Raw genomic sequence first — 17,461 nt, 5'->3', positions numbered from 1 at the left:
ACTGGCTACCCGCGTTCCGGCGGCACCGATGACAATTCGAACGGGCTGCTGCTGCGCCGCTGGTTGCGATCTTCCCGCGGCGTGGCACCGAAGAAGTTACGATAGGCGCTGGAGAAATGCGGCCCCGAGGAGAAGCCACAGGACAGGCCGATCTGGATGATCGACTTGCTGGTTTGCATCAACATCTGCCGGGCCTTGTTCAGGCGCAGTTCCAGGTAGTACTGGCTCGGCACACGGTTGAGGTATTGCTTGAAGATCCGCTCCAGCTGCCGACGGGACACGCACACGTGCTGGGCGATTTCGTCGGTGGTCAGCGGCTCTTCGATGTTGGCTTCCATCAGCAACACGGCTTGCGTGAGCTTCGGATGGCTGGAGCCGAGACGGTTCTGCAACGGGATACGCTGGCGCTCACCGCCCTCGCGGATGCGCTCGACCACCAGCTCCTCGGAGACTGCACCCGCCAACTCCGCACCATGGTCGCGGGCCAACACGGCCAGCAACAAGTCGAGTACCGACATGCCGCCGCACGCGGTCAGGCGATCGCGATCCCAGTCGAACAGGTGGCTGGTGGCGATGACCTTGGGGAAACGTTCGGCGAAATCATCCTGCCAGCGCCAATGCACGGCCGCGCGATAACCGTCGAGCAAACCGAGTTGCGCCAACGGGTACACACCGGCCGACAGACCACCGATCACGCAACCGGAGCGCACCAGCTGCTTGAGCGCACTGCTGAGCGCCGGCGCCAGTGCGGTCGGCGGCTCGTCAGCGAGCAGGAACAGTTTCTGGAAGTTTTCCAGCTTGCCGGTCCATGCCTCACCCGGCAATTGCCAGGCGCTGTCGGCCGCGGCGTCTGTAATGGCTTCGGCCTGCAGGAACGACAGCTCGTAAACCACGTCCGGATGCACACGCTGGGCAACACGCAAGGCCTCCTCAGCCAGCGCAAGCGTCAGTGCTTTAGTGCTGGGCCAAATCAGGAAACCAATTCGATGGGCAGTCATGGTGGGCAATCCGAAGCGAAGAACAGAGATGAAGGCATGGGCCAATGCTAGCCCGTAAATGAACGCAAATCTCGAAACCAACAGAGATCAAACACAGGAGTCGACTCCTTGTAGGAGCTGCCGAAGGCTGCGATCTTTTGATCTTGTTTTTTTAAGATCAAAAGATCGCAGCCTCGTTTCACTCGACAGCTCCTACACAGGGGATCGGGGCCGGCCTCTAAACGGCGAAGCATGCACTATCCCTGTGCACAACGGGAGTTCGATTTACTTCAGGCTGCCCGAGAGGAACTGCTGCAGACGCTCCGATTGCGGATTAACCAGCACTTCGCGCGGGTTGCCACTTTCTTCGACCACACCTTTGTGCAGGAACACCAGCTGGTTCGACACCTCACGGGCGAAGCCCATTTCGTGCGTCACCACCACCATGGTCCGGCCTTCCTGGGCCAGGGCCTGCATGACTTTCAACACGTCGCCCACCAGCTCCGGGTCGAGGGCCGAGGTCGGTTCGTCGAACAGCATCACCTCAGGTTCCATCGCCAGTGCACGGGCAATCGCCACGCGCTGCTGCTCGCCGCCGGACATGTGACCCGGGTAAGCGTCTTTGCGATGGGCCACGCCGACCTTGTTCAGGTAGTGCTCGGCTTTTTCCCGCGCTTCGGCCTTGGACACGCCGAGCACGTGCACCGGCGCTTCCATGATGTTTTCCAGCGCGGTCATGTGCGACCACAGGTTGAAATGCTGGAACACCATCGACAGGCGCGAACGCATGCGCTGCAGCTGTTTCGGGTCGGCGGCTTTCAACGCGCCGTCCTTGTTCGCCACCAGCTTCAACTCTTCGTTGTTGAGCAGGATCTTGCCCGCGTGCGGCTGCTCCAGCAGGTTGATGCAGCGCAGGAAGGTACTTTTGCCGGAGCCACTGGAGCCGATGATGCTGATCACATCGCCGGCTGCCGCTTTCAGGGACACGCCCTTGAGCACTTCGTGACTGCCATAGCGTTTATGCAGGTCTTGGACTTCAAGTTTGTACATGCGGTCGGTTCTCACAAAAACAGTCAGTCAGTCGTTGAGCAAGCGCCCGTGACGCAGCGCTTCGCGCCCCGCCACCTTGGCCAGCCAGAAACCGGGTTGGGCATAACGCAGCCGTTCAATGGCAAACAGCACCCCGGACGTACCAGCACACACCGTGCTGACCCGATCCGCCAACGGATCGATCACTTCAAAAATCTCGTCGCCTGCTTCAACCCACTCACCGGGCTTACGCAGGAAACTCACCACACCGGGGTGCGGCGCGAACAACAATTCTGTGCCTTCGAATGGCATGCCTTCGCAAGGGTCTTGCGCAGGCGTCGGCCATTCGCCACTGATCAATCCTTGCTCGGCGAGGAACGCCAGAATGCCTTCGGCACAAGCCTCTGCTTCGGCGCGACCGGTGTCGGCCTGACCACCCAATTCAATGGTAGTCGCCAGGCAGGCCAGTGGAATCTGTGCCTCCGGGAACAGACGCGACAGGCGCAACCACGGCAACGAACAGGCTTCGTCGAACGAACTGCCGCCGGAATCTTCCGCCAGCAAACCGACCCGCACATTCAGGTGCGCAGCCAGCGAACGCCATTGCGGCCAATGTTGTGGCAAGGCGTACATGTGCAGCGCCGCTTCGGCGTCGCAATGCAGGTCCAGCACCACATCGGCGGTGCAGGCGTGGCTGAGCAGAACGCGCTGCATGCCTTGCAACTGGCTGCCCGCCTCTGGCAAAGCGGCCAGATGATCAACCATCGCCTGACGGATCAGGCGAATGTTGGCGCGCGGATCGTCACCCAGGCTTTCTGCCAAGGCAGCCGCCACAGGTGCGCTCAACTCGACGAAATCGCGGTTGAAGTTCTTGCCGCTGCCCGCCTCGAAACGCCCTTGATGATTGCCCTGAAGCAGTTGACCCAGACCCAGTGGATTAGCCACCGGCACCAGTTCGACCACACCGTTGAGCAAGCCCTGGGCTTCGAGTTCGGCCAGACGCTTTTTCAGCTCGAACGCCGTGCGCATACCCGGCAGCTCATCGGCATGCAGGCTGGCCTGGATATAGGCCTTGCGCTCGCCACTGCGCTCCTTATTGCCGAAACGGAACACCGAAATCCGGCGTTCGCTGCCCAGGTGGCTCCACGGCAAAGCATGATCGATGCGTTCCATATCAGTGCTTCCGCGGGGCCAGGTAGCCCAGCCAGCGGCGCTCGGCCATCTTGAACAGCTTCACCAGGATGAAGGTCAGGCACAGGTAGAACACGCCGGCGGTGATGTAGGCCTCGAACGGCAGGTAGAACTGGGCGTTGACCGTGCGCGCGGCACCGGTGATGTCGATCAGGGTCACGATGGACGCCAGACTGGTGGTCTGCAGCATCATGATCACTTCGTTGCTGTACTGCGGCAGCGCCCGGCGCAGGGCCGACGGCAGCAGGATGCGCTTGTACATCTTGAAGCGCGACATGCCCATGGCCTTGGCCGCTTCGATCTCGCCGTTCGGCGTGGCCCGCAGGCTGCCGGCGATGATCTCGGCGGTGTAGGCGCTGGTGTTGATCGCGAACGCCAGGCACGCACAGAAGGTTGCGCTGGACAGCCACGGCCAGAGGAAGCTCTCACGCACCGCTTCGAACTGCGCCAGACCGTAGTAGATCAAAAACAGCTGCACCAGCATCGGTGTGCCGCGGATCACGTAGGTGTAGAGCCAGGCGGACATATTGACCACCGAGTTCTTCGAGACGCGCATCAGGCCCAGCGGCAATGCGCACAGCAAGCCGAAGAACAGCGACAGCGCGAGCAGTTTGAGGGTGGTCACCAGGCCGCCGAAGTACAGCGGCAAGGCCTCCCAAATGACGTTGTAGTCGAAGATCATAGATCAGCCGCCCTTACGCCTACCGAGTAGCGCTTCTCAAGGTGACGCAATGCCAGCAACGACACACTGGTGATCACCAGGTACATCGCCGCCACTGCGAGGAAGAAGGTGAAAGGCTCGCGGGTGGCATCGGCCGCCTGCTTGGCCTTGAACATCATGTCCTGCAGGCCCACCACCGAAATCAGCGCGGTCGCCTTGGTCAGAACCAGCCAGTTGTTGGTGAAGCCCGGAATCGCCAGGCGAATCATCTGTGGCACCAACACCCGGAAGAACACCTGGAAACTGCTCATGCCGTACGCCATGCCGGCTTCGGCCTGACCTTTGGGGATCGCCATGAACGCGCCCCGGAAGGTTTCCGACAGGTACGCACCGAAGATGAAGCCCAGGGTGCCGATACCGGCGGCCAACGGATTCAGGTCGATGTACTCGTCAAAACCGAGCAGCGGTGCGACGCGGTTGAGCAGGTCCTGGCCGCCGTAGAAAATCAGCAGGATCAGCACCAGGTCGGGAATACCGCGGATCACCGTGGAATACAGGTCGCCCAGCCAGGCCAGCCAGCGCACCGGCGACAGACGCAGTGCCACGCCGATCAGGCCCAGAACGATGGCCAGGGCCATGGACGACAAGGCGAGCTGAAGCGTCAGCCAAGCGCCATCGAGGATGACAGCCCCGTAGCCTTTCAACATGATTCAGGTCCTCGAAAGTTGGGATGAAAAAATGGCGCAAACCTCAGAGATCCTGCTGCTTGCGCCATTTCGGACTTGTCGCCGGGGCGTGTTACTTGCCGTAGATATCGAAGGCGAAGTATTTGTCCTGGATTTGCTTGTACTTGCCGTTCTCGCGAATGGCGGCGATGGCGGCGTTGAGCTTGTCCAGCTCGGCCTTGTCGCCCTTGCGCACCGCGATGCCTACGCCGTCGCCGAAGTATTTGACGTCGGTGAACGCAGGGCCGACGAAGGCGAAACCTTTACCGGCGTCGGTTTTCAGGAAGCCGTCATCCAGAAGCGTAGCGTCTGCCACGGTGCCGTCGAGGCGGCCGGCGGCCACGTCGAGGTAAATTTCGTTCTGCGAGCCGTAAGGCTTGATCTCGGCACCCAGCGGGGCCAGGACTTCGCGGGCGAAACGCTCGTGGATCGAACCACGCTGCACGCCGATGTTCTTGCCCTTGAGCTCGGTCAGGCCGTCGCTGACCTGGGTGCCGGCCTTCATGACCAGGCGAGCCGGGGTGTTGTAGTACTTGTTGGTGAAGTCCACGGACTTCTTGCGATCTTCAGTGATCGACATGGACGACAGGATCGCGTCGATCTTGCGCACTTTCAGTGCCGGGATCAGGCCGTCGAACTCTTGCTCGACCCACACGCACTTGACCTTCATCTCTTCGCACAAGGCGTTGCCGATGTCGTAGTCGAAACCAACGATGCTGCCGTCCGGTGCTTTGGAAGCGAACGGAGGGTAAGCCGCTTCGATACCAATTTTCAGAGGCTTTTCATCGGCGAAGGATGGCAGCGACAGCACGGACAGTGCCAGGGCGCCAAGCAGCACGAGTTTCTTCATCTTGGGACTCCATCGGTAAAGGGCAAAAACGGCAGAGTGAGCAACAGCCCAATATGCGAATGAGTGGAACCAGAAAGCAGTGCTGCGTCCTGGGAAGCCGGTGTTTAAATTCAACACGAGCAACGACGAGCGAGTGATCGGCATTCTAACGACAGGCCCGAGGCCGATATTTCTTCAATGCGACAACTAATTACAGAAGCACCGAGAAAGTCGTTTTAGCACGTTGACAGCCCTGCAAAATCATGCAAGAGCAAAAGACATTGAACCGATCTATGTTGCAAATTGCGGGCCTATTATTGGCAAACCCTTCTAATCCGGCAAGCGCAGCGTTGCTTCTTATTTCTTAAGGGTGGTTAACAGGCGCCGGCACGGCACTTTGCGTTTCCCATCGCCCCGTATCGGAGCGAGCGGTTACACATTCAGTAACCGGAAGGGTCGCAGGTAACAGTAGGAAAGTGCCTACATGAGAAGCCGATAATTATTGGTTGAAAATCAACATCAAAAGATCGCAGCCTTCGGCAGCTCCTACAGGGGATACGGTTCCGCCCACCACCGTGTGTGTGACTGGACACAATCCCTGTAGGAGCTGCCGAAGGCTGCGATCTTTTGATTTTCCCCAAAAAAAAGCCCCGCCCGGCGCAATGCCGGGTGGGGCTTTGGATGACGCCGAACGCTACTTAAGCAACATTCATCGTCTTGTGCGTATCAATCAAATGCTGCACCACACTCGGATCCGCCAAGGTGGAAATATCCCCCAACCCATCATATTCAGCGGTAGCAATCTTGCGCAGAATCCGCCGCATGATCTTGCCCGAACGGGTCTTCGGCAGCCCCGGCGCCCACTGGATCACATCCGGCGAGGCAATCGGCCCGATCTCCTTGCGCACCCAGTTTTTCAGTTCCAGGCGCAGTTGCTCGTTCGGCTCCTCGCCGTTTTTCAGGGTGACATACACATAAATGCCCTGTCCCTTGATGTCGTGCGGCACACCGACCACTGCCGCTTCCGCGACTTTCGGGTGTGCGACCATCGCGCTTTCGATCTCGGCGGTGCCCATGCGGTGGCCGGAGACGTTGAGCACGTCGTCCACGCGACCGGTGATCCAGTAGTAACCATCGGCATCGCGACGGGCGCCGTCACCGGTGAAGTACATGCCGCGGAAGGTCTTGAAGTAGGTGTCGACGAAGCGGTCGTGATCGCCATACAGCGTACGCGCCTGGCCCGGCCACGAATCGAGAATCACCAGGTTGCCCTCGGCCTCGCCTTCGATGATGTTGCCCAGGTTGTCCACCAGGGCCGGCACCACGCCAAAGAACGGCCGCGCCGCCGAGCCCGGCTTGAGGGCATGGGCGCCCGGCAGCGGGCTCATCATGTTGCCGCCGGTTTCGGTCTGCCACCAGGTGTCGACGATCGGGCAACGGGACTTGCCGACGTTCTTGTAGTACCAGTCCCAGGCTTCCGGGTTGATCGGCTCGCCGACCGAACCCAACAGGCGCAAGCTGCTGCCATCGGCGCCTTCAACGGCGGCGGTGCCCGAGGCCATCATGGCGCGGATCGCGGTCGGTGCGGTGTAGAGGATGTTGACCTTGTGCTTGTCGACGATCTTCGCCACCCGGGTGATGTCCGGGTAGTTCGGCACGCCTTCGAACAGCAGGGTGGTGGCGCCGTTGGCCAGCGGGCCGTAGACGATGTAGCTGTGCCCGGTCACCCAGCCGACGTCGGCGGTGCACCAGTAGATCTCGCCCGGGCGGTAGTCGAACACGCGCTCGTGGGTCATGGCGGCGTACAGCAGGTAGCCGCCGGTGGTGTGCTGCACGCCCTTGGGCTTGCCGGTGGAACCCGAGGTGTAAAGGATGAACAGCGCCTCTTCGGCGCCCATCTCTTTCGGCGCGCACACGGTGCCGGCCACTTTCATCAGGTCCTCGAACCAGATGTCGCGATGCTGGTTCCACTTGATGTCGCCACCGGTGCGCTTGCACACGATGACTTTCTGGATGCTGCTGGTTTCCGGGTTGGTCAGCGCGTCGTCGACGTTGGCCTTGAGCGGGATCTTCTTGCCGGCACGAATGCCTTCGTCGGCGGTGATCACCACTTTGGATTTGCAGTCGATGATGCGACCGGCCAGGGCTTCCGGCGAGAAGCCGCCGAACACCACCGAGTGAATCGCGCCGATCCGGGTGCAGGCCAGCATGGCGACCACGGCTTCGGGGATCATCGGCATGTAGATGGTCACCACGTCGCCGCGGTGCACGTCCTGGCCGCGCAGGGCGTTGGCGAACTTGCACACCTGCTCGTGCAGCTCGCGGTAGGTGATGTTGCGGCTTTCGGCAGGGTCATCGCCCTCCCAGATGATCGCGACCTGATCGCCGCGCTCGGCCAGATGACGGTCCAGGCAGTTGTAGGACACGTTCAGGGTGCCGTCGGCGAACCACTTGATGTCGACATGGTGATCGTCGAAGGAGGTCTGCTTCACCGTGGTGAACGGCTTGATCCAGTCGAGGCGCTTGGCTTGCTCGCGCCAGAAGCCGTCCGGGTTGACGACCGACTGCTGGTACATGGCCTTGTAGGTCGCCTCGTCGGTCAGGGTATTGGCCAGAACCTCGGGACGAACGGGATACAGGGAAGCCGCACTCATCTTTCTTACCTCGGTGGAATAGTTGTTTTTGTATGGCCCTGTTGTAGCCGGGCCGGGCCAATAGAACCATTCGACGATGGTAGTAACAAGCCCACACAAAATGTCGTGAATACCCGTCAAACCCAATACCACCGCGGCACCTGTGGGAGCGAGCTCGCTCGCGATGGTCGTCAACGATAACGCGCCCAATCTGACACCCCGCGGTGCTCTCTGGCTCATCGCGAGCAGGCTCGCTCCTACAAAAGAACAGGCTATTCAGGGATTGTTACAGGATCTGTCAAAGGTGTTTATCAAAACCACGTCTATATGAACGTATCCAGCCCCCCTAAAATCTGCCACGCCAACAAGGCAACCTGATTAACCAAGTTACAGCCCCCACGAAGGCAGTTAATCAAACACCCAGGTACTGAAGCTCCACACGCAATCTCAAAAGGATTGCGTGCCCCCTCTCGACCTTAGAAAGGTAAAACTCAAATGAAAGCTTTATGGGTTCTGGCCCTCGGCAGCATGTGCGTAACCGCCATGGCAAGCGAGGTCCCAACTGATGTCGCGCAGCAACAACCGCCTATTGAGGAATACACTTACTCGATGAATCTGGACATCGCCAAAGTAATCTCGATGAGCGATGCGCCGAATGTTTGTGAAGTTGTCCCCATGAAAATGGAATACGAAGATTCCAACGGTCAACGGCATATCCTGCGTTACAGCGCGATGGGCAACGGTTGCTCTAACGGCTGATCCCTGCTTCACCCTCCCCCAATAAGGTTCGACCCACCCGCCACGATCAGGCAGATGAAGCGCCGAACCTTAATGATCGATTAAATCGATTATTTTAAGCATTTATTTGCGCTTTTTAATCGAATTAATCGGCGTAGTATCCAATTCAACCCAAGACAAACAACGCCCACGAATCCGGAGCACTGACCATGAAAACCCAACTGATCCTCGCCCTGACCCTCTCCGTCCTGGCTGCCAACACCTTCGCCGCCGATGGTTACGACCGCACCGGTTCGGCCGCCTACACCACTGAAGCGACTGTCGCTTCCGACGGTTACGACCACACCGGTTCAGCCTCTTTTGCCGCCGATGGCGCAGACCATGTAGGTGCCGGCAAACTGGCTTCCGACGGCGCGGACCACACCGGCGCCGCCCGCCTCGCTGCTGATGGCGCTGACCATGTAGGCGCAGGCAAACTGGCTTCCGATGGCGCGGACCACACCGGTGCCGCCCGCCTCGCCGCCGATGGTGCCGACCACGTCGGTGCAGGTCGCCTGAGCTGATCCACCCGCGTGACTTCACAGCCCGGCTTCGGTCGGGCTTAGTTGTGTCTGGAGCCTGAGAAAACCCCACAGAAACACAAGATGTAGTGAAAAAAGCCTTTTTTGGTTATTTCTTGTACAAAAAATTCCCGGGTCAAAAAATCAGGAAAAAAAATCTTCCCCCGCCAATACCCTTCAAAGCCCTGTAAACCCTCGCTCCGACCGAAATACGGCCCCTGTCGACCGATCCGTGAGCCATTTCGCCGCACCACAGCACGCAAAACTTCCCTATAATGCGGCCTTAAACGGGCCTGCAATATCCCCTTACAGGGATGAAAAGCCAGTCTGAAGCCCCGCACAGGCGCTTGCCGCTTGCTGCGCCCATCAGTGGCTCTCGGAACCCCCGTACAAAATTCTGTTTGATGCCTGCGTATAGCTGCTGCAAAAAACGATTCCTTTAGATCCAACGCGGCCAGTAAGGCCGTGTGAAAAACCAACCTATCCATTTTCACACGGGCACTCTGGCCCTCACGCAGGAGACGACACGTCATGCTGAGCTGGGACGAATTCGACAAAGAAGACACGGAAGTAGCAGTCAAGAGCGCCAACGCTGGCCACGCCACCGAAGCCAACATGGACCGTCTCGACAGCGCCGGCGGTGCCGCCGCCCTGGAAGCCCGTGCCGTGACCGCCGCTGACTCCGCCGCCGTTGCCCGCGCCAAAGCCGCTCTGGATTCCCTCGACGTCGCCGAAGGCCTCGCCGAACTCGAAGGCGCCTCCGCCCGTGTCGCCGTTGACGAAAAACGCATGATCAACTGCCGCGCCGACCTCAACCAACTCGTACCCTTCAAGTACGACTGGGCCTGGCAGAAGTACCTGGACGGCTGCGCAAACCACTGGATGCCGCAAGAAGTCAACATGACCGCCGACATCGCCCTCTGGAAAAACCCGGAAGGCCTGACCGACGACGAACGCCGCATCGTGATGCGCAACCTCGGCTTCTTCTCCACCGCCGACTCCCTGGTTGCCAACAACCTGGTCCTGGCCGTATACCGCCTGATCACCAACCCGGAATGCCGCCAGTACATCCTGCGCCAGGCCTTCGAAGAAGCGATCCACACCCACGCCTACCAGTACTGCATCGAATCGCTGGCCATGGATGAAGGCGAAATCTTCAACATGTACCACGAGATCCCATCGGTCGCGAAAAAAGCCACTTGGGGCCTGAAATACACCCGCTCGATCTCCGATCCGAAGTTCGAAACCGGCACCGTCGAAACCGACAAAGAGTTGCTGCGCAACCTGATCGCCTACTACTGCGTCTTGGAAGGCATCTTCTTCTATTGCGGCTTCACCCAAATCCTCTCCATGGGCCGCCGCAACAAAATGACCGGCGTCGCCGAGCAGTTCCAATACATCCTGCGCGACGAATCCATGCACCTGAACTTCGGCATCGACGTGATCAACCAGATCAAAATCGAAAACCCGCACTTGTGGGATGCCGAAATGAAGGAAGAAGCTTCGCAGATGATTCTGCAGGGCACTCAGCTGGAGATCGAATACGCGCGGGATACCATGCCTCGTGGCGTGTTGGGCATGAACGCGGCGATGATGGAGGACTACCTGAAGTTCATCGCTAACCGTCGTTTGAGCCAGATTGGTTTGAAGGAAGAGTATCCGGGGACGACTAACCCGTTCCCATGGATGAGCGAGATTATGGACTTGAAGAAGGAGAAGAACTTCTTTGAGACTCGTGTAATTGAGTACCAAACTGGTGGTGCGCTTAGCTGGGATTGATTCCCAAGCTAGCCGCGATTTGACGACTTGAATCGACAAATCGAACATCTGAAAGCCCCGATCTGATCGGGGCTTTTTTGTGGGGTAGGAAAACTCTTACTCGCAATCTCAGTAGTAGTTAAACCTCCTACATGTATTCCAGCACCTTCTGTATTGAGGGCCATTCCATACGGCCCTAAGCTCTACTGCAGGTGCCTAAGAAACGCCCAACGTAGAAAGCTAGCCAATTGCACAGACGAGCAGTCACCCCCTGGTGATTTATCCTACGGCTGTGTGAGGCTTTTGCTCGTTGGAGCTTCTTATGTCCACTCTACGTTGGGGTCAGGCCCGCAAAAGTCCAAACGTAGAGGTAATGGATATGCCTGAACACAACCTTCTCGTCACTCTCCGAACCATGGAGATTGGCCATGTCTGATCTCTTTTCTGTAACAGTCTTCACCCGCCACAATCTCCCTCTCCATGCTCTCCTCCTGGAAAACCAACCGTGGTTCTGCGCCCGCGATATCGGCCGCTTGATGGGTTTCCATCTGAGTGAGCGCATGGTCAACAAACTGGACAAAGACCAACACCGCCCGTTGTGGATTGAGTATTACCGGCAACCGGAAAAACAGCTGATGCTCAGTGAGTCCGGTGTCTATGCGCTGCTGGTCTATCACTACGCACCAGGAAATCGCTTGCTGCGTGAGTGGATCACCCATCAAGTGGTGCCGGCCTTACGTGATGCGGAGCAGTCGGACAATTCGGATCGGCCGATGCTGAGTCTGTTGGACTGGCCGGAGATGTCACTGAGCCTGCTGCACTGGCAGGATGAAGGCTGGATTCGGCTGCGGGACATGCCGTATCTGCTGCTCGATCACACGCAATGGCGGATGCCGGCAGCTAAACCTTGGTGGCGGAAGGTTGCGCGGGTGTTTCAGTCGTCGAAACATTCGATGGGTTAGGTGCCTCGCCTGTAGGACCGCCCGCAAGAACCTTCTCTTCTTTGTGTAGGAATTTTCGTAGACAGTCGTAGTGGCCACTCAGTATCGTCCGAGGGTATTTAACCCTCGGCGATTGTATGGATACGGAAAAGAGCAACGGCGATTGGAGTGAGGCAGAGATTCAGGCTGCGGTCGATGCCTATCTCAGCATGCTGTCACGCGAGCAGAACGGTCAGGCGATCAACAAGGCTCATGAAAATCGCGTCCTGCGCGAGGGTGCTTTGGCTGGTCGGACCAAAGGTTCTGTTGAGTTTCGGATGCAGAACATTTCTACGGTTATGGTCGAGCTGGGTCGAGAACCTATCAAGGGATACAAGCCTGCCAAGAATGTCGGCGCTAATGTTACGAAGAGCATTCGTGAAGCACTCAATACTCCTGACCCTGTGACTCCCGAGGACTTCGCCCCGACAGCCGACGAAGCGACGCTGGAGCGGCGAGCTGCAAAGCTTGAGCGACAACCGATCAAAGTCGAGCCGAAGGGGATTGAGAGACCAGAGCAAACTCAGTCCAGCGGAAGGTCTTTTTTTCGAGATCCTGGAGTGAGAGCGTGGGTGCGCCAACAGGCTGAAGGTAAGTGCGAAGGCTGTGGCAACTCCGCTCCGTTTGAAATGTCGGGCAGGCCGTTCCTTGAGGTTCACCACGTTAAGCATTTGGCACAGGAAGGCTCAGATCGTCCGAGCAATACTGTAGCCCTGTGCCCGAACTGTCATCGACGTTGCCACCATTCGAGTGATCGGGATGAGTTCACAGCGTTACTTTATGAAAGGGTTGGACGGTTGATTCCCGAATAGTCGCATATTTACTTGTTCTGACTCAGTTATATGGCACTTCCATAGAGAAAGCCAAGGTAGTTGAAACCTAAAATTTCAAAAGATAAGGCGCTAATTCGACCGACGCAAAAATCATTTTGAATCCCCTTGCAGCTGTTCAAAAAATTCCGGACCGGACGAGCAACGCCGCCGCACTTTACTCAAACTGCCATGGTCTGTTGCCTACACAAAAATAAACGTTCCGATCAAATCCGAGCGATTTTTTCTCATCAGAGCGCTTTCGCACACTATGAAACGCTGATCTTTTTTGCGTCAACAGTAAAACCAGAAACTTCCTACAAGCAAAAAAGTTGACTCCCTCCACCAAAATTAATACCTTATTTCGCAGTCCCCTGGGGTAGCACCACCGCTAATACTTCGCATAAAAACCAACTCATAACAAAATAAAAAAGTGCAAATCTAGTGACATGCAACACATTAAGCCACCTATGCCAATTCATTCACCAGACACACATACTAACCCATTTTAAATCCAAGCAAACCTCAGCCATTGATTTTTATGCCCACCTACAAACTTAATGGACCGACTTCTTTCGTTAAAAAATAACAACACAAGCAAAAGTAACAACCCAACAGTATGCCCAGCAGCATGAACTTGAGCAGCGGAACATACTACCTTATAAAAACCTCTGAGAATTTGCAAATTAAGAAAAACTTAAACACTGACAACAACCATAAATCTCATGGAGCAACACCATGGCAACATTAGTCAAAACAATAATACTTACCAACCAAGAAAAACAACAGATCCGCGGCTTGCTCGATGAGATCATCCGAATCCCTACAATGGCGAATCAGTACAACTTCATCGAAAAAGCAGTTCTGTACGCTCAGGAGCTTCCGCGAAGAATCCGCCAGGAATTCTATGACTTCAAGCGCAATGAGGAATTTTCGGCAATCTTGATTTCCGGCAGTCCTGTGCTTCTTGACGGCGCAGGTCCAAGTCCGTCAAGGTACATTGAGTTAGATGATGACTACTGTTTAAATGACGCAAAAATTTTGCATGGCCTATATGGTTCACTGCTTGGCGAGGGAGTCGGATTTACTTCGCAACGTTGTGGCAGCCTTTACAACAACATTATTCCACTTAAAGAACTTAGCAAAGTTTCAAACTCGAGTAGCGGATCTGCCCTCGACTTTGGATTCCACGTGGAAGATGCCTTTCACCCCGCACGTGCCGAATACTTGGGACTCGTCTGTATGCGCAACAATGAACGTGCTGCGACCACTATTTCGTGCATCGACGGCATCAAACTTAGTGCAGAGGAGAAGCAAGTACTATTTGAACCGAGGTATAAAATCTGTCACAACCCAATCCACAGCACTACTGACATAGTAGAGGAAATCTCCCAGCCCATCCTATTCGGTCACAGCAACGCGCCATATGTCAAAATTAATGCTGCCGCATTAAATATTGATGAGTATGACGGCATCGAACGTCAAGCTTTAGAAAAACTTCTACGTCACTTTGCAGAGAACCGCAAAGCGGTCATGCTCGAAGCTACAGATTACTTTTTCATAGATAATTACCGTTGCGTCCACGCACGAGACTCATTCAAGGCAAACTACGGCGACGGTGCTCGATGGCTCGCAAGGGTAGTATTTGCTTCGAGCCTGAGAAAATCACGCGAAATGCGAAACTCGGTAGAAACTCGCGCCATCAATGCGTAAGGGGAATGTCGATGGACGCTCACATTTCAACATTAGCAACCATCCCGAAATTCTGGCTAGGTGACGAGACGGTGTTTGATAGTGCGCAACTTATAAACTCTCGCCCGATTGTCGTGTTCGATTCAGGAGTGGGTGGCTTAACAGTAGCACGGCAACTGGAAAAATTACTTCCCAACGCAAACATTCTATATGTGGTGGATAACGATTGGTTCCCTTACGGCAATAAGCTTGGATCTGCGGTAGCTCAACGGGTGGAACAGTTGCTCGATGAACTTTGTACGCAGTTAAGACCTTCAGCGATAGTCGTAGCGTGCAACACAGCTTCTATCGCCATTATAGAGAACGGTCTCGACCAGTTTAGGTACAATTGTTTTTTTGTCACGCCACCTATAGATGAAGCGCTTGAAATTTCCGAGAACAAAAATATTGTTTTGCTTGCCACTCCCAGCACTATTGAAAGCAGACACATCATTCAAAAGATAACCAAAGCTAAAATGCACGCAAAAATATGGCCAATCGCAACCCAAGCGTTAGTAACACTATCCGAGACTAAATTAGCAGGAGAGAACCCAAGTTTCGCTAATTTCGCCGAACTGATCGACAATCACCTTACAAAAGAGCAGCGTTTATCAGTTGACACAGTTATTCTAGGCTGCACGCACTTCCCTCATTTGATCGATGACTTGCGCAAGATTTTTCCAACTGCTGAAAACTGGATTGATCCCGCCAACAAGCTTGCTTCGCAGGTCGCATCTTTAACGAAAAAAAAAGCAGCATCCATTAATCCCCCCTTTAAGATCACCACATTCACAAGCAAGCACGAATTGACAAAATACCAAAAGGCATTTTCGAACAATGGATTCAGCATAAGCCCCAATCATTAGAGATAGAACCTTACAAACAAATTAGCTATCTGTTCACTTAGTTACTTTGAATTACACTTCGCCATTCTCTACACAACCAGTCTCAGCTCATCATATCTTTACGAAGCATATCCCCACCCTGTCTTATCAAGAATGGAGATCAAGCATATGAAAACGCTTACCAAGGAGTATCGGTGGGTAATTTTAGCTATAGCCACATTAGCTCAAGCGTGCGCTTGCTTCTTTGTACAAGGATTCGGAGCCATTGCAATACATGTAAAAAATGAAATGAGCCTCAGCAACTGGCAGATAGGAATACTAGTATCAGCAGCGCAGTTCATTCCTCTTATTGGACTTTTGGTCGCTGGCGAACTGCTGGACAAATACAGCGAACGGTTTGTTGTAGGAATGGGAACGGTGATAGTCGGTGTCGCATTGTGTGGAGCAGCACTGGTTAATTCTTATACAGAGTTACTTATACTTCTTACAATATTGGGACTTGGATACAGCACTGCTCAGCCTGGAGGAAGCAAATCAGTATCCAATTGGTTTGCAGGTAATCAGTTAGGATTCGCAATGGGAATCCGACAAGCTGGATTACCACTTGGCGGCGCAATTGCAGCACTACTGCTCCCATTTATTGCTACCCGCTACTCGATTCAAGTAGCCTTCCTAACGGGAGGCTTGGTCGCCTTGTTTGGCGCTACTCTATTTATGCTACTATACAAGTCTCCTGAGCGACAACACCGCCTCCCCAAAAAACAAGTCGACTTAAGATCAGCGATCGCATCACGTTTTATGATGGCAAAGGACCCATCCATGAGAAATATTATGCTGTCGGGCGCTAGCCTTACTGCTTCGCAGTACGCCATTTCAGTCTTTCTTGTCTTGTATCTTCATACTTCGCTTGGACTTGATAGCTTCGCTGCGACAACGATGTTCTTTGTAGTGCTTGGGGCAGGTATAACTGGAAGAATTGTACTTGCAGCTTGGAGCGACCGTTGCAAGGCTGGTAGGTACTTCCCTGTGTTAACTTGTTTGGGTGCCGTTACTGTATTTCTGACACTGCTGCCACTTTTGGAAACCAAAAATTTAGCAATCATCAGTGTATTTATGGCTCTGATAGGATTTTTCGCATATGGGTGGTACGGCCCCTGGGTAGCTTATGTAGCCGAGACCGCTCCCGCTGATCGCAAGGGTTTTGCACTCGGAATGGCTATGACAGCCAATCAGATTTCCGTCGTATTGGTGCCACCAATTATTGGTCTGTCGAGAGATAGCCTCGGAACCTTTGCTTATGGCTGGGGGGTATTGGCAATAATCTCTGCCATTGTGTTGTTTATTACCAGCAGGAGAAAAAAGGAAATAGTAATGGCCTCTGGATAGTTTTGTTTAACACTCGCATGTCGCTGAAGATCTATGCACGGCGCATTACGTTTCCTTCTTCAACAGGTTCGAGTATCTATAGGGGCAAGATCAAGCGGCACGCGCCGAGCTTTCGTATCGACTCCGAATAGAAGGCCTGGTTCAAGCAAGCAGATCAGGTGAAGAAGGAGCTTTTAACGGTCGACGGAATGTGTCTAATCCGTTTGAAAAGTCGAGCAAGCCGTTTCTTGAGGTTCACCACGTTAAGCATCTGACACAGGAAAGCTCAGACCGTCCGAGCAATGCTGTAGCGCTGCGCCCGAACTGTCATCGACGTTGCCACCATTCAAGTAATCGGGAGAAGTTCACAGCGTTGCTTTATGAAAGGGTTGGACGGTGATTCCCGAATAGTCAGGCAAGCTGGATTCTGTGGCGAGGTAGCTTGCTCCCGCTCGGCTGCGGAGCAGTCGCTCAGCGAATTACGTGTTCTGTCTGATTGACCGCGTTTGCTGAGTTTGGGGCCGCTTCGCAGCCCAGCGGGAGCAAGCTCCCTCGCCACAGTAAGGTGTCTGTCTGCCAAATCGGTGTGAGAACTGCCAGCCCCCACTCAACGCCCCACCTCCCCTCCTT

General features: G+C 55.2%; 15 protein-coding genes and 1 pseudogene. 9 read left to right on the top strand and 7 right to left on the bottom strand.

The window, feature by feature from the left end:
• Nucleotides 1–5: 5 nt before the first annotated feature.
• The 7 genes from argR to acs all read right to left on the bottom strand — a co-directional run bounded on the left by argR (nucleotide 6) and on the right by acs (nucleotide 8,066).
• Nucleotides 6–998, bottom strand: a complete 993-nt coding sequence (argR, locus tag AC07YV_RS10995) for a transcriptional regulator ArgR (RefSeq protein ID WP_007971017.1) — start codon at nucleotides 996–998, stop codon at nucleotides 6–8.
• A 264-nt stretch (nucleotides 999–1,262) separates the two neighbouring features.
• A complete protein-coding gene (locus tag AC07YV_RS10990; protein ID WP_007971015.1) occupies nucleotides 1,263–2,027 on the bottom strand; it encodes an ABC transporter ATP-binding protein in 765 nt (254 codons plus the stop codon).
• A gap of 27 nt (nucleotides 2,028–2,054) precedes the next feature.
• Nucleotides 2,055–3,179, bottom strand: a complete 1,125-nt coding sequence (locus AC07YV_RS10985) for a M14 family metallopeptidase (RefSeq protein ID WP_102699829.1) — start codon at nucleotides 3,177–3,179, stop codon at nucleotides 2,055–2,057.
• 1 nt (nucleotide 3,180) lies between these two features.
• Nucleotides 3,181–3,879, bottom strand: coding sequence for an ABC transporter permease (locus tag AC07YV_RS10980; RefSeq protein WP_007971009.1), 699 nt, complete (start codon nucleotides 3,877–3,879; stop codon nucleotides 3,181–3,183).
• On the bottom strand, nucleotides 3,876–4,565 hold the full coding sequence (locus AC07YV_RS10975; protein ID WP_047532379.1) for an ABC transporter permease: 690 nt from the start codon (nucleotides 4,563–4,565) through the stop codon (nucleotides 3,876–3,878). Before AC07YV_RS10975 ends, AC07YV_RS10980 begins: the two co-directional genes overlap by 4 nt.
• A 91-nt stretch (nucleotides 4,566–4,656) precedes the next feature.
• Complete coding sequence (locus AC07YV_RS10970) at nucleotides 4,657–5,433, bottom strand: ABC transporter substrate-binding protein (RefSeq protein ID WP_007971007.1); 777 nt, start codon at nucleotides 5,431–5,433, stop codon at nucleotides 4,657–4,659.
• A gap of 677 nt (nucleotides 5,434–6,110) precedes the next feature.
• The gene (gene acs, locus AC07YV_RS10965) at nucleotides 6,111–8,066 is read right to left on the bottom strand and encodes an acetate--CoA ligase (protein WP_494990284.1); all 1,956 of its coding nucleotides are present in this window, start codon (nucleotides 8,064–8,066) and stop codon (nucleotides 6,111–6,113) included.
• A 474-nt stretch (nucleotides 8,067–8,540) separates the two neighbouring features.
• Between acs and AC07YV_RS10960 the strand changes: the two genes are divergently transcribed.
• The 9 genes and pseudogenes from AC07YV_RS10960 to AC07YV_RS10920 form a co-directional block, all read left to right on the top strand.
• The gene (locus tag AC07YV_RS10960; RefSeq protein WP_102702737.1) at nucleotides 8,541–8,804 is read left to right on the top strand and encodes a DUF2790 domain-containing protein; all 264 of its coding nucleotides are present in this window, start codon (nucleotides 8,541–8,543) and stop codon (nucleotides 8,802–8,804) included.
• Nucleotides 8,805–8,992: 188 nt separating this feature from the next.
• The gene (locus AC07YV_RS10955) at nucleotides 8,993–9,346 is read left to right on the top strand and encodes a hypothetical protein (RefSeq protein WP_007978182.1); all 354 of its coding nucleotides are present in this window, start codon (nucleotides 8,993–8,995) and stop codon (nucleotides 9,344–9,346) included.
• Nucleotides 9,347–9,874: 528 nt separating this feature from the next.
• A complete protein-coding gene (locus AC07YV_RS10950) occupies nucleotides 9,875–11,122 on the top strand; it encodes a ribonucleotide-diphosphate reductase subunit beta (protein ID WP_007978181.1) in 1,248 nt (415 codons plus the stop codon).
• A 407-nt stretch (nucleotides 11,123–11,529) separates the two neighbouring features.
• Nucleotides 11,530–12,063, top strand: coding sequence for a BRO-N domain-containing protein (locus AC07YV_RS10945; protein WP_102702736.1), 534 nt, complete (start codon nucleotides 11,530–11,532; stop codon nucleotides 12,061–12,063).
• A 116-nt stretch (nucleotides 12,064–12,179) separates the two neighbouring features.
• Nucleotides 12,180–12,893, top strand: a complete 714-nt coding sequence (locus tag AC07YV_RS10940; protein ID WP_102702735.1) for an HNH endonuclease — start codon at nucleotides 12,180–12,182, stop codon at nucleotides 12,891–12,893.
• Between the two features lie 735 nt (nucleotides 12,894–13,628).
• Entirely contained in the window at nucleotides 13,629–14,603 is a 975-nt protein-coding gene (locus AC07YV_RS10935) for a Fe(II)-2OG oxygenase family protein (RefSeq protein WP_102702734.1), read from the top strand.
• Nucleotides 14,604–14,614: 11 nt separating this feature from the next.
• Nucleotides 14,615–15,487, top strand: coding sequence for a glutamate racemase (gene murI / locus AC07YV_RS10930; RefSeq protein WP_102702738.1), 873 nt, complete (start codon nucleotides 14,615–14,617; stop codon nucleotides 15,485–15,487).
• A 147-nt stretch (nucleotides 15,488–15,634) separates the two neighbouring features.
• Nucleotides 15,635–16,852, top strand: coding sequence for an MFS transporter (locus AC07YV_RS10925; RefSeq protein WP_102702733.1), 1,218 nt, complete (start codon nucleotides 15,635–15,637; stop codon nucleotides 16,850–16,852).
• A gap of 199 nt (nucleotides 16,853–17,051) precedes the next feature.
• Nucleotides 17,052–17,231, top strand: a pseudogene (locus tag AC07YV_RS10920) (HNH endonuclease); the annotation flags it as partial.
• Between the last annotated feature and the right edge of the window lie 230 nt (nucleotides 17,232–17,461).

This window comes from Pseudomonas sp. GW456-E7, assembly GCF_059424105.1.
Note: the sequence above shows the minus strand (reverse complement) of the source record. Positions and strands in the feature narration are given on the sequence as shown.

What these genes read in the sequence shown, in the direction of transcription:
- argR (WP_007971017.1), bottom strand. Translation starts at nt 998, where the DNA reads ATGACTGCCCATCGAATTGGTTTCCTGATTTGGCCCAGCACTAAAGCA.
- AC07YV_RS10990 (WP_007971015.1), bottom strand. Translation starts at nt 2,027, where the DNA reads ATGTACAAACTTGAAGTCCAAGACCTGCATAAACGCTATGGCAGTCAC.
- AC07YV_RS10985 (WP_102699829.1), bottom strand. Translation starts at nt 3,179, where the DNA reads ATGGAACGCATCGATCATGCTTTGCCGTGGAGCCACCTGGGCAGCGAA.
- AC07YV_RS10980 (WP_007971009.1), bottom strand. Translation starts at nt 3,879, where the DNA reads ATGATCTTCGACTACAACGTCATTTGGGAGGCCTTGCCGCTGTACTTC.
- AC07YV_RS10975 (WP_047532379.1), bottom strand. Translation starts at nt 4,565, where the DNA reads ATGTTGAAAGGCTACGGGGCTGTCATCCTCGATGGCGCTTGGCTGACG.
- AC07YV_RS10970 (WP_007971007.1), bottom strand. Translation starts at nt 5,433, where the DNA reads ATGAAGAAACTCGTGCTGCTTGGCGCCCTGGCACTGTCCGTGCTGTCG.
- acs (WP_494990284.1), bottom strand. Translation starts at nt 8,066, where the DNA reads ATGAGTGCGGCTTCCCTGTATCCCGTTCGTCCCGAGGTTCTGGCCAAT.
- AC07YV_RS10960 (WP_102702737.1), top strand. Translation starts at nt 8,541, where the DNA reads ATGAAAGCTTTATGGGTTCTGGCCCTCGGCAGCATGTGCGTAACCGCC.
- AC07YV_RS10955 (WP_007978182.1), top strand. Translation starts at nt 8,993, where the DNA reads ATGAAAACCCAACTGATCCTCGCCCTGACCCTCTCCGTCCTGGCTGCC.
- AC07YV_RS10950 (WP_007978181.1), top strand. Translation starts at nt 9,875, where the DNA reads ATGCTGAGCTGGGACGAATTCGACAAAGAAGACACGGAAGTAGCAGTC.
- AC07YV_RS10945 (WP_102702736.1), top strand. Translation starts at nt 11,530, where the DNA reads ATGTCTGATCTCTTTTCTGTAACAGTCTTCACCCGCCACAATCTCCCT.
- AC07YV_RS10940 (WP_102702735.1), top strand. Translation starts at nt 12,180, where the DNA reads ATGGATACGGAAAAGAGCAACGGCGATTGGAGTGAGGCAGAGATTCAG.
- AC07YV_RS10935 (WP_102702734.1), top strand. Translation starts at nt 13,629, where the DNA reads ATGGCAACATTAGTCAAAACAATAATACTTACCAACCAAGAAAAACAA.
- murI (WP_102702738.1), top strand. Translation starts at nt 14,615, where the DNA reads ATGGACGCTCACATTTCAACATTAGCAACCATCCCGAAATTCTGGCTA.
- AC07YV_RS10925 (WP_102702733.1), top strand. Translation starts at nt 15,635, where the DNA reads ATGAAAACGCTTACCAAGGAGTATCGGTGGGTAATTTTAGCTATAGCC.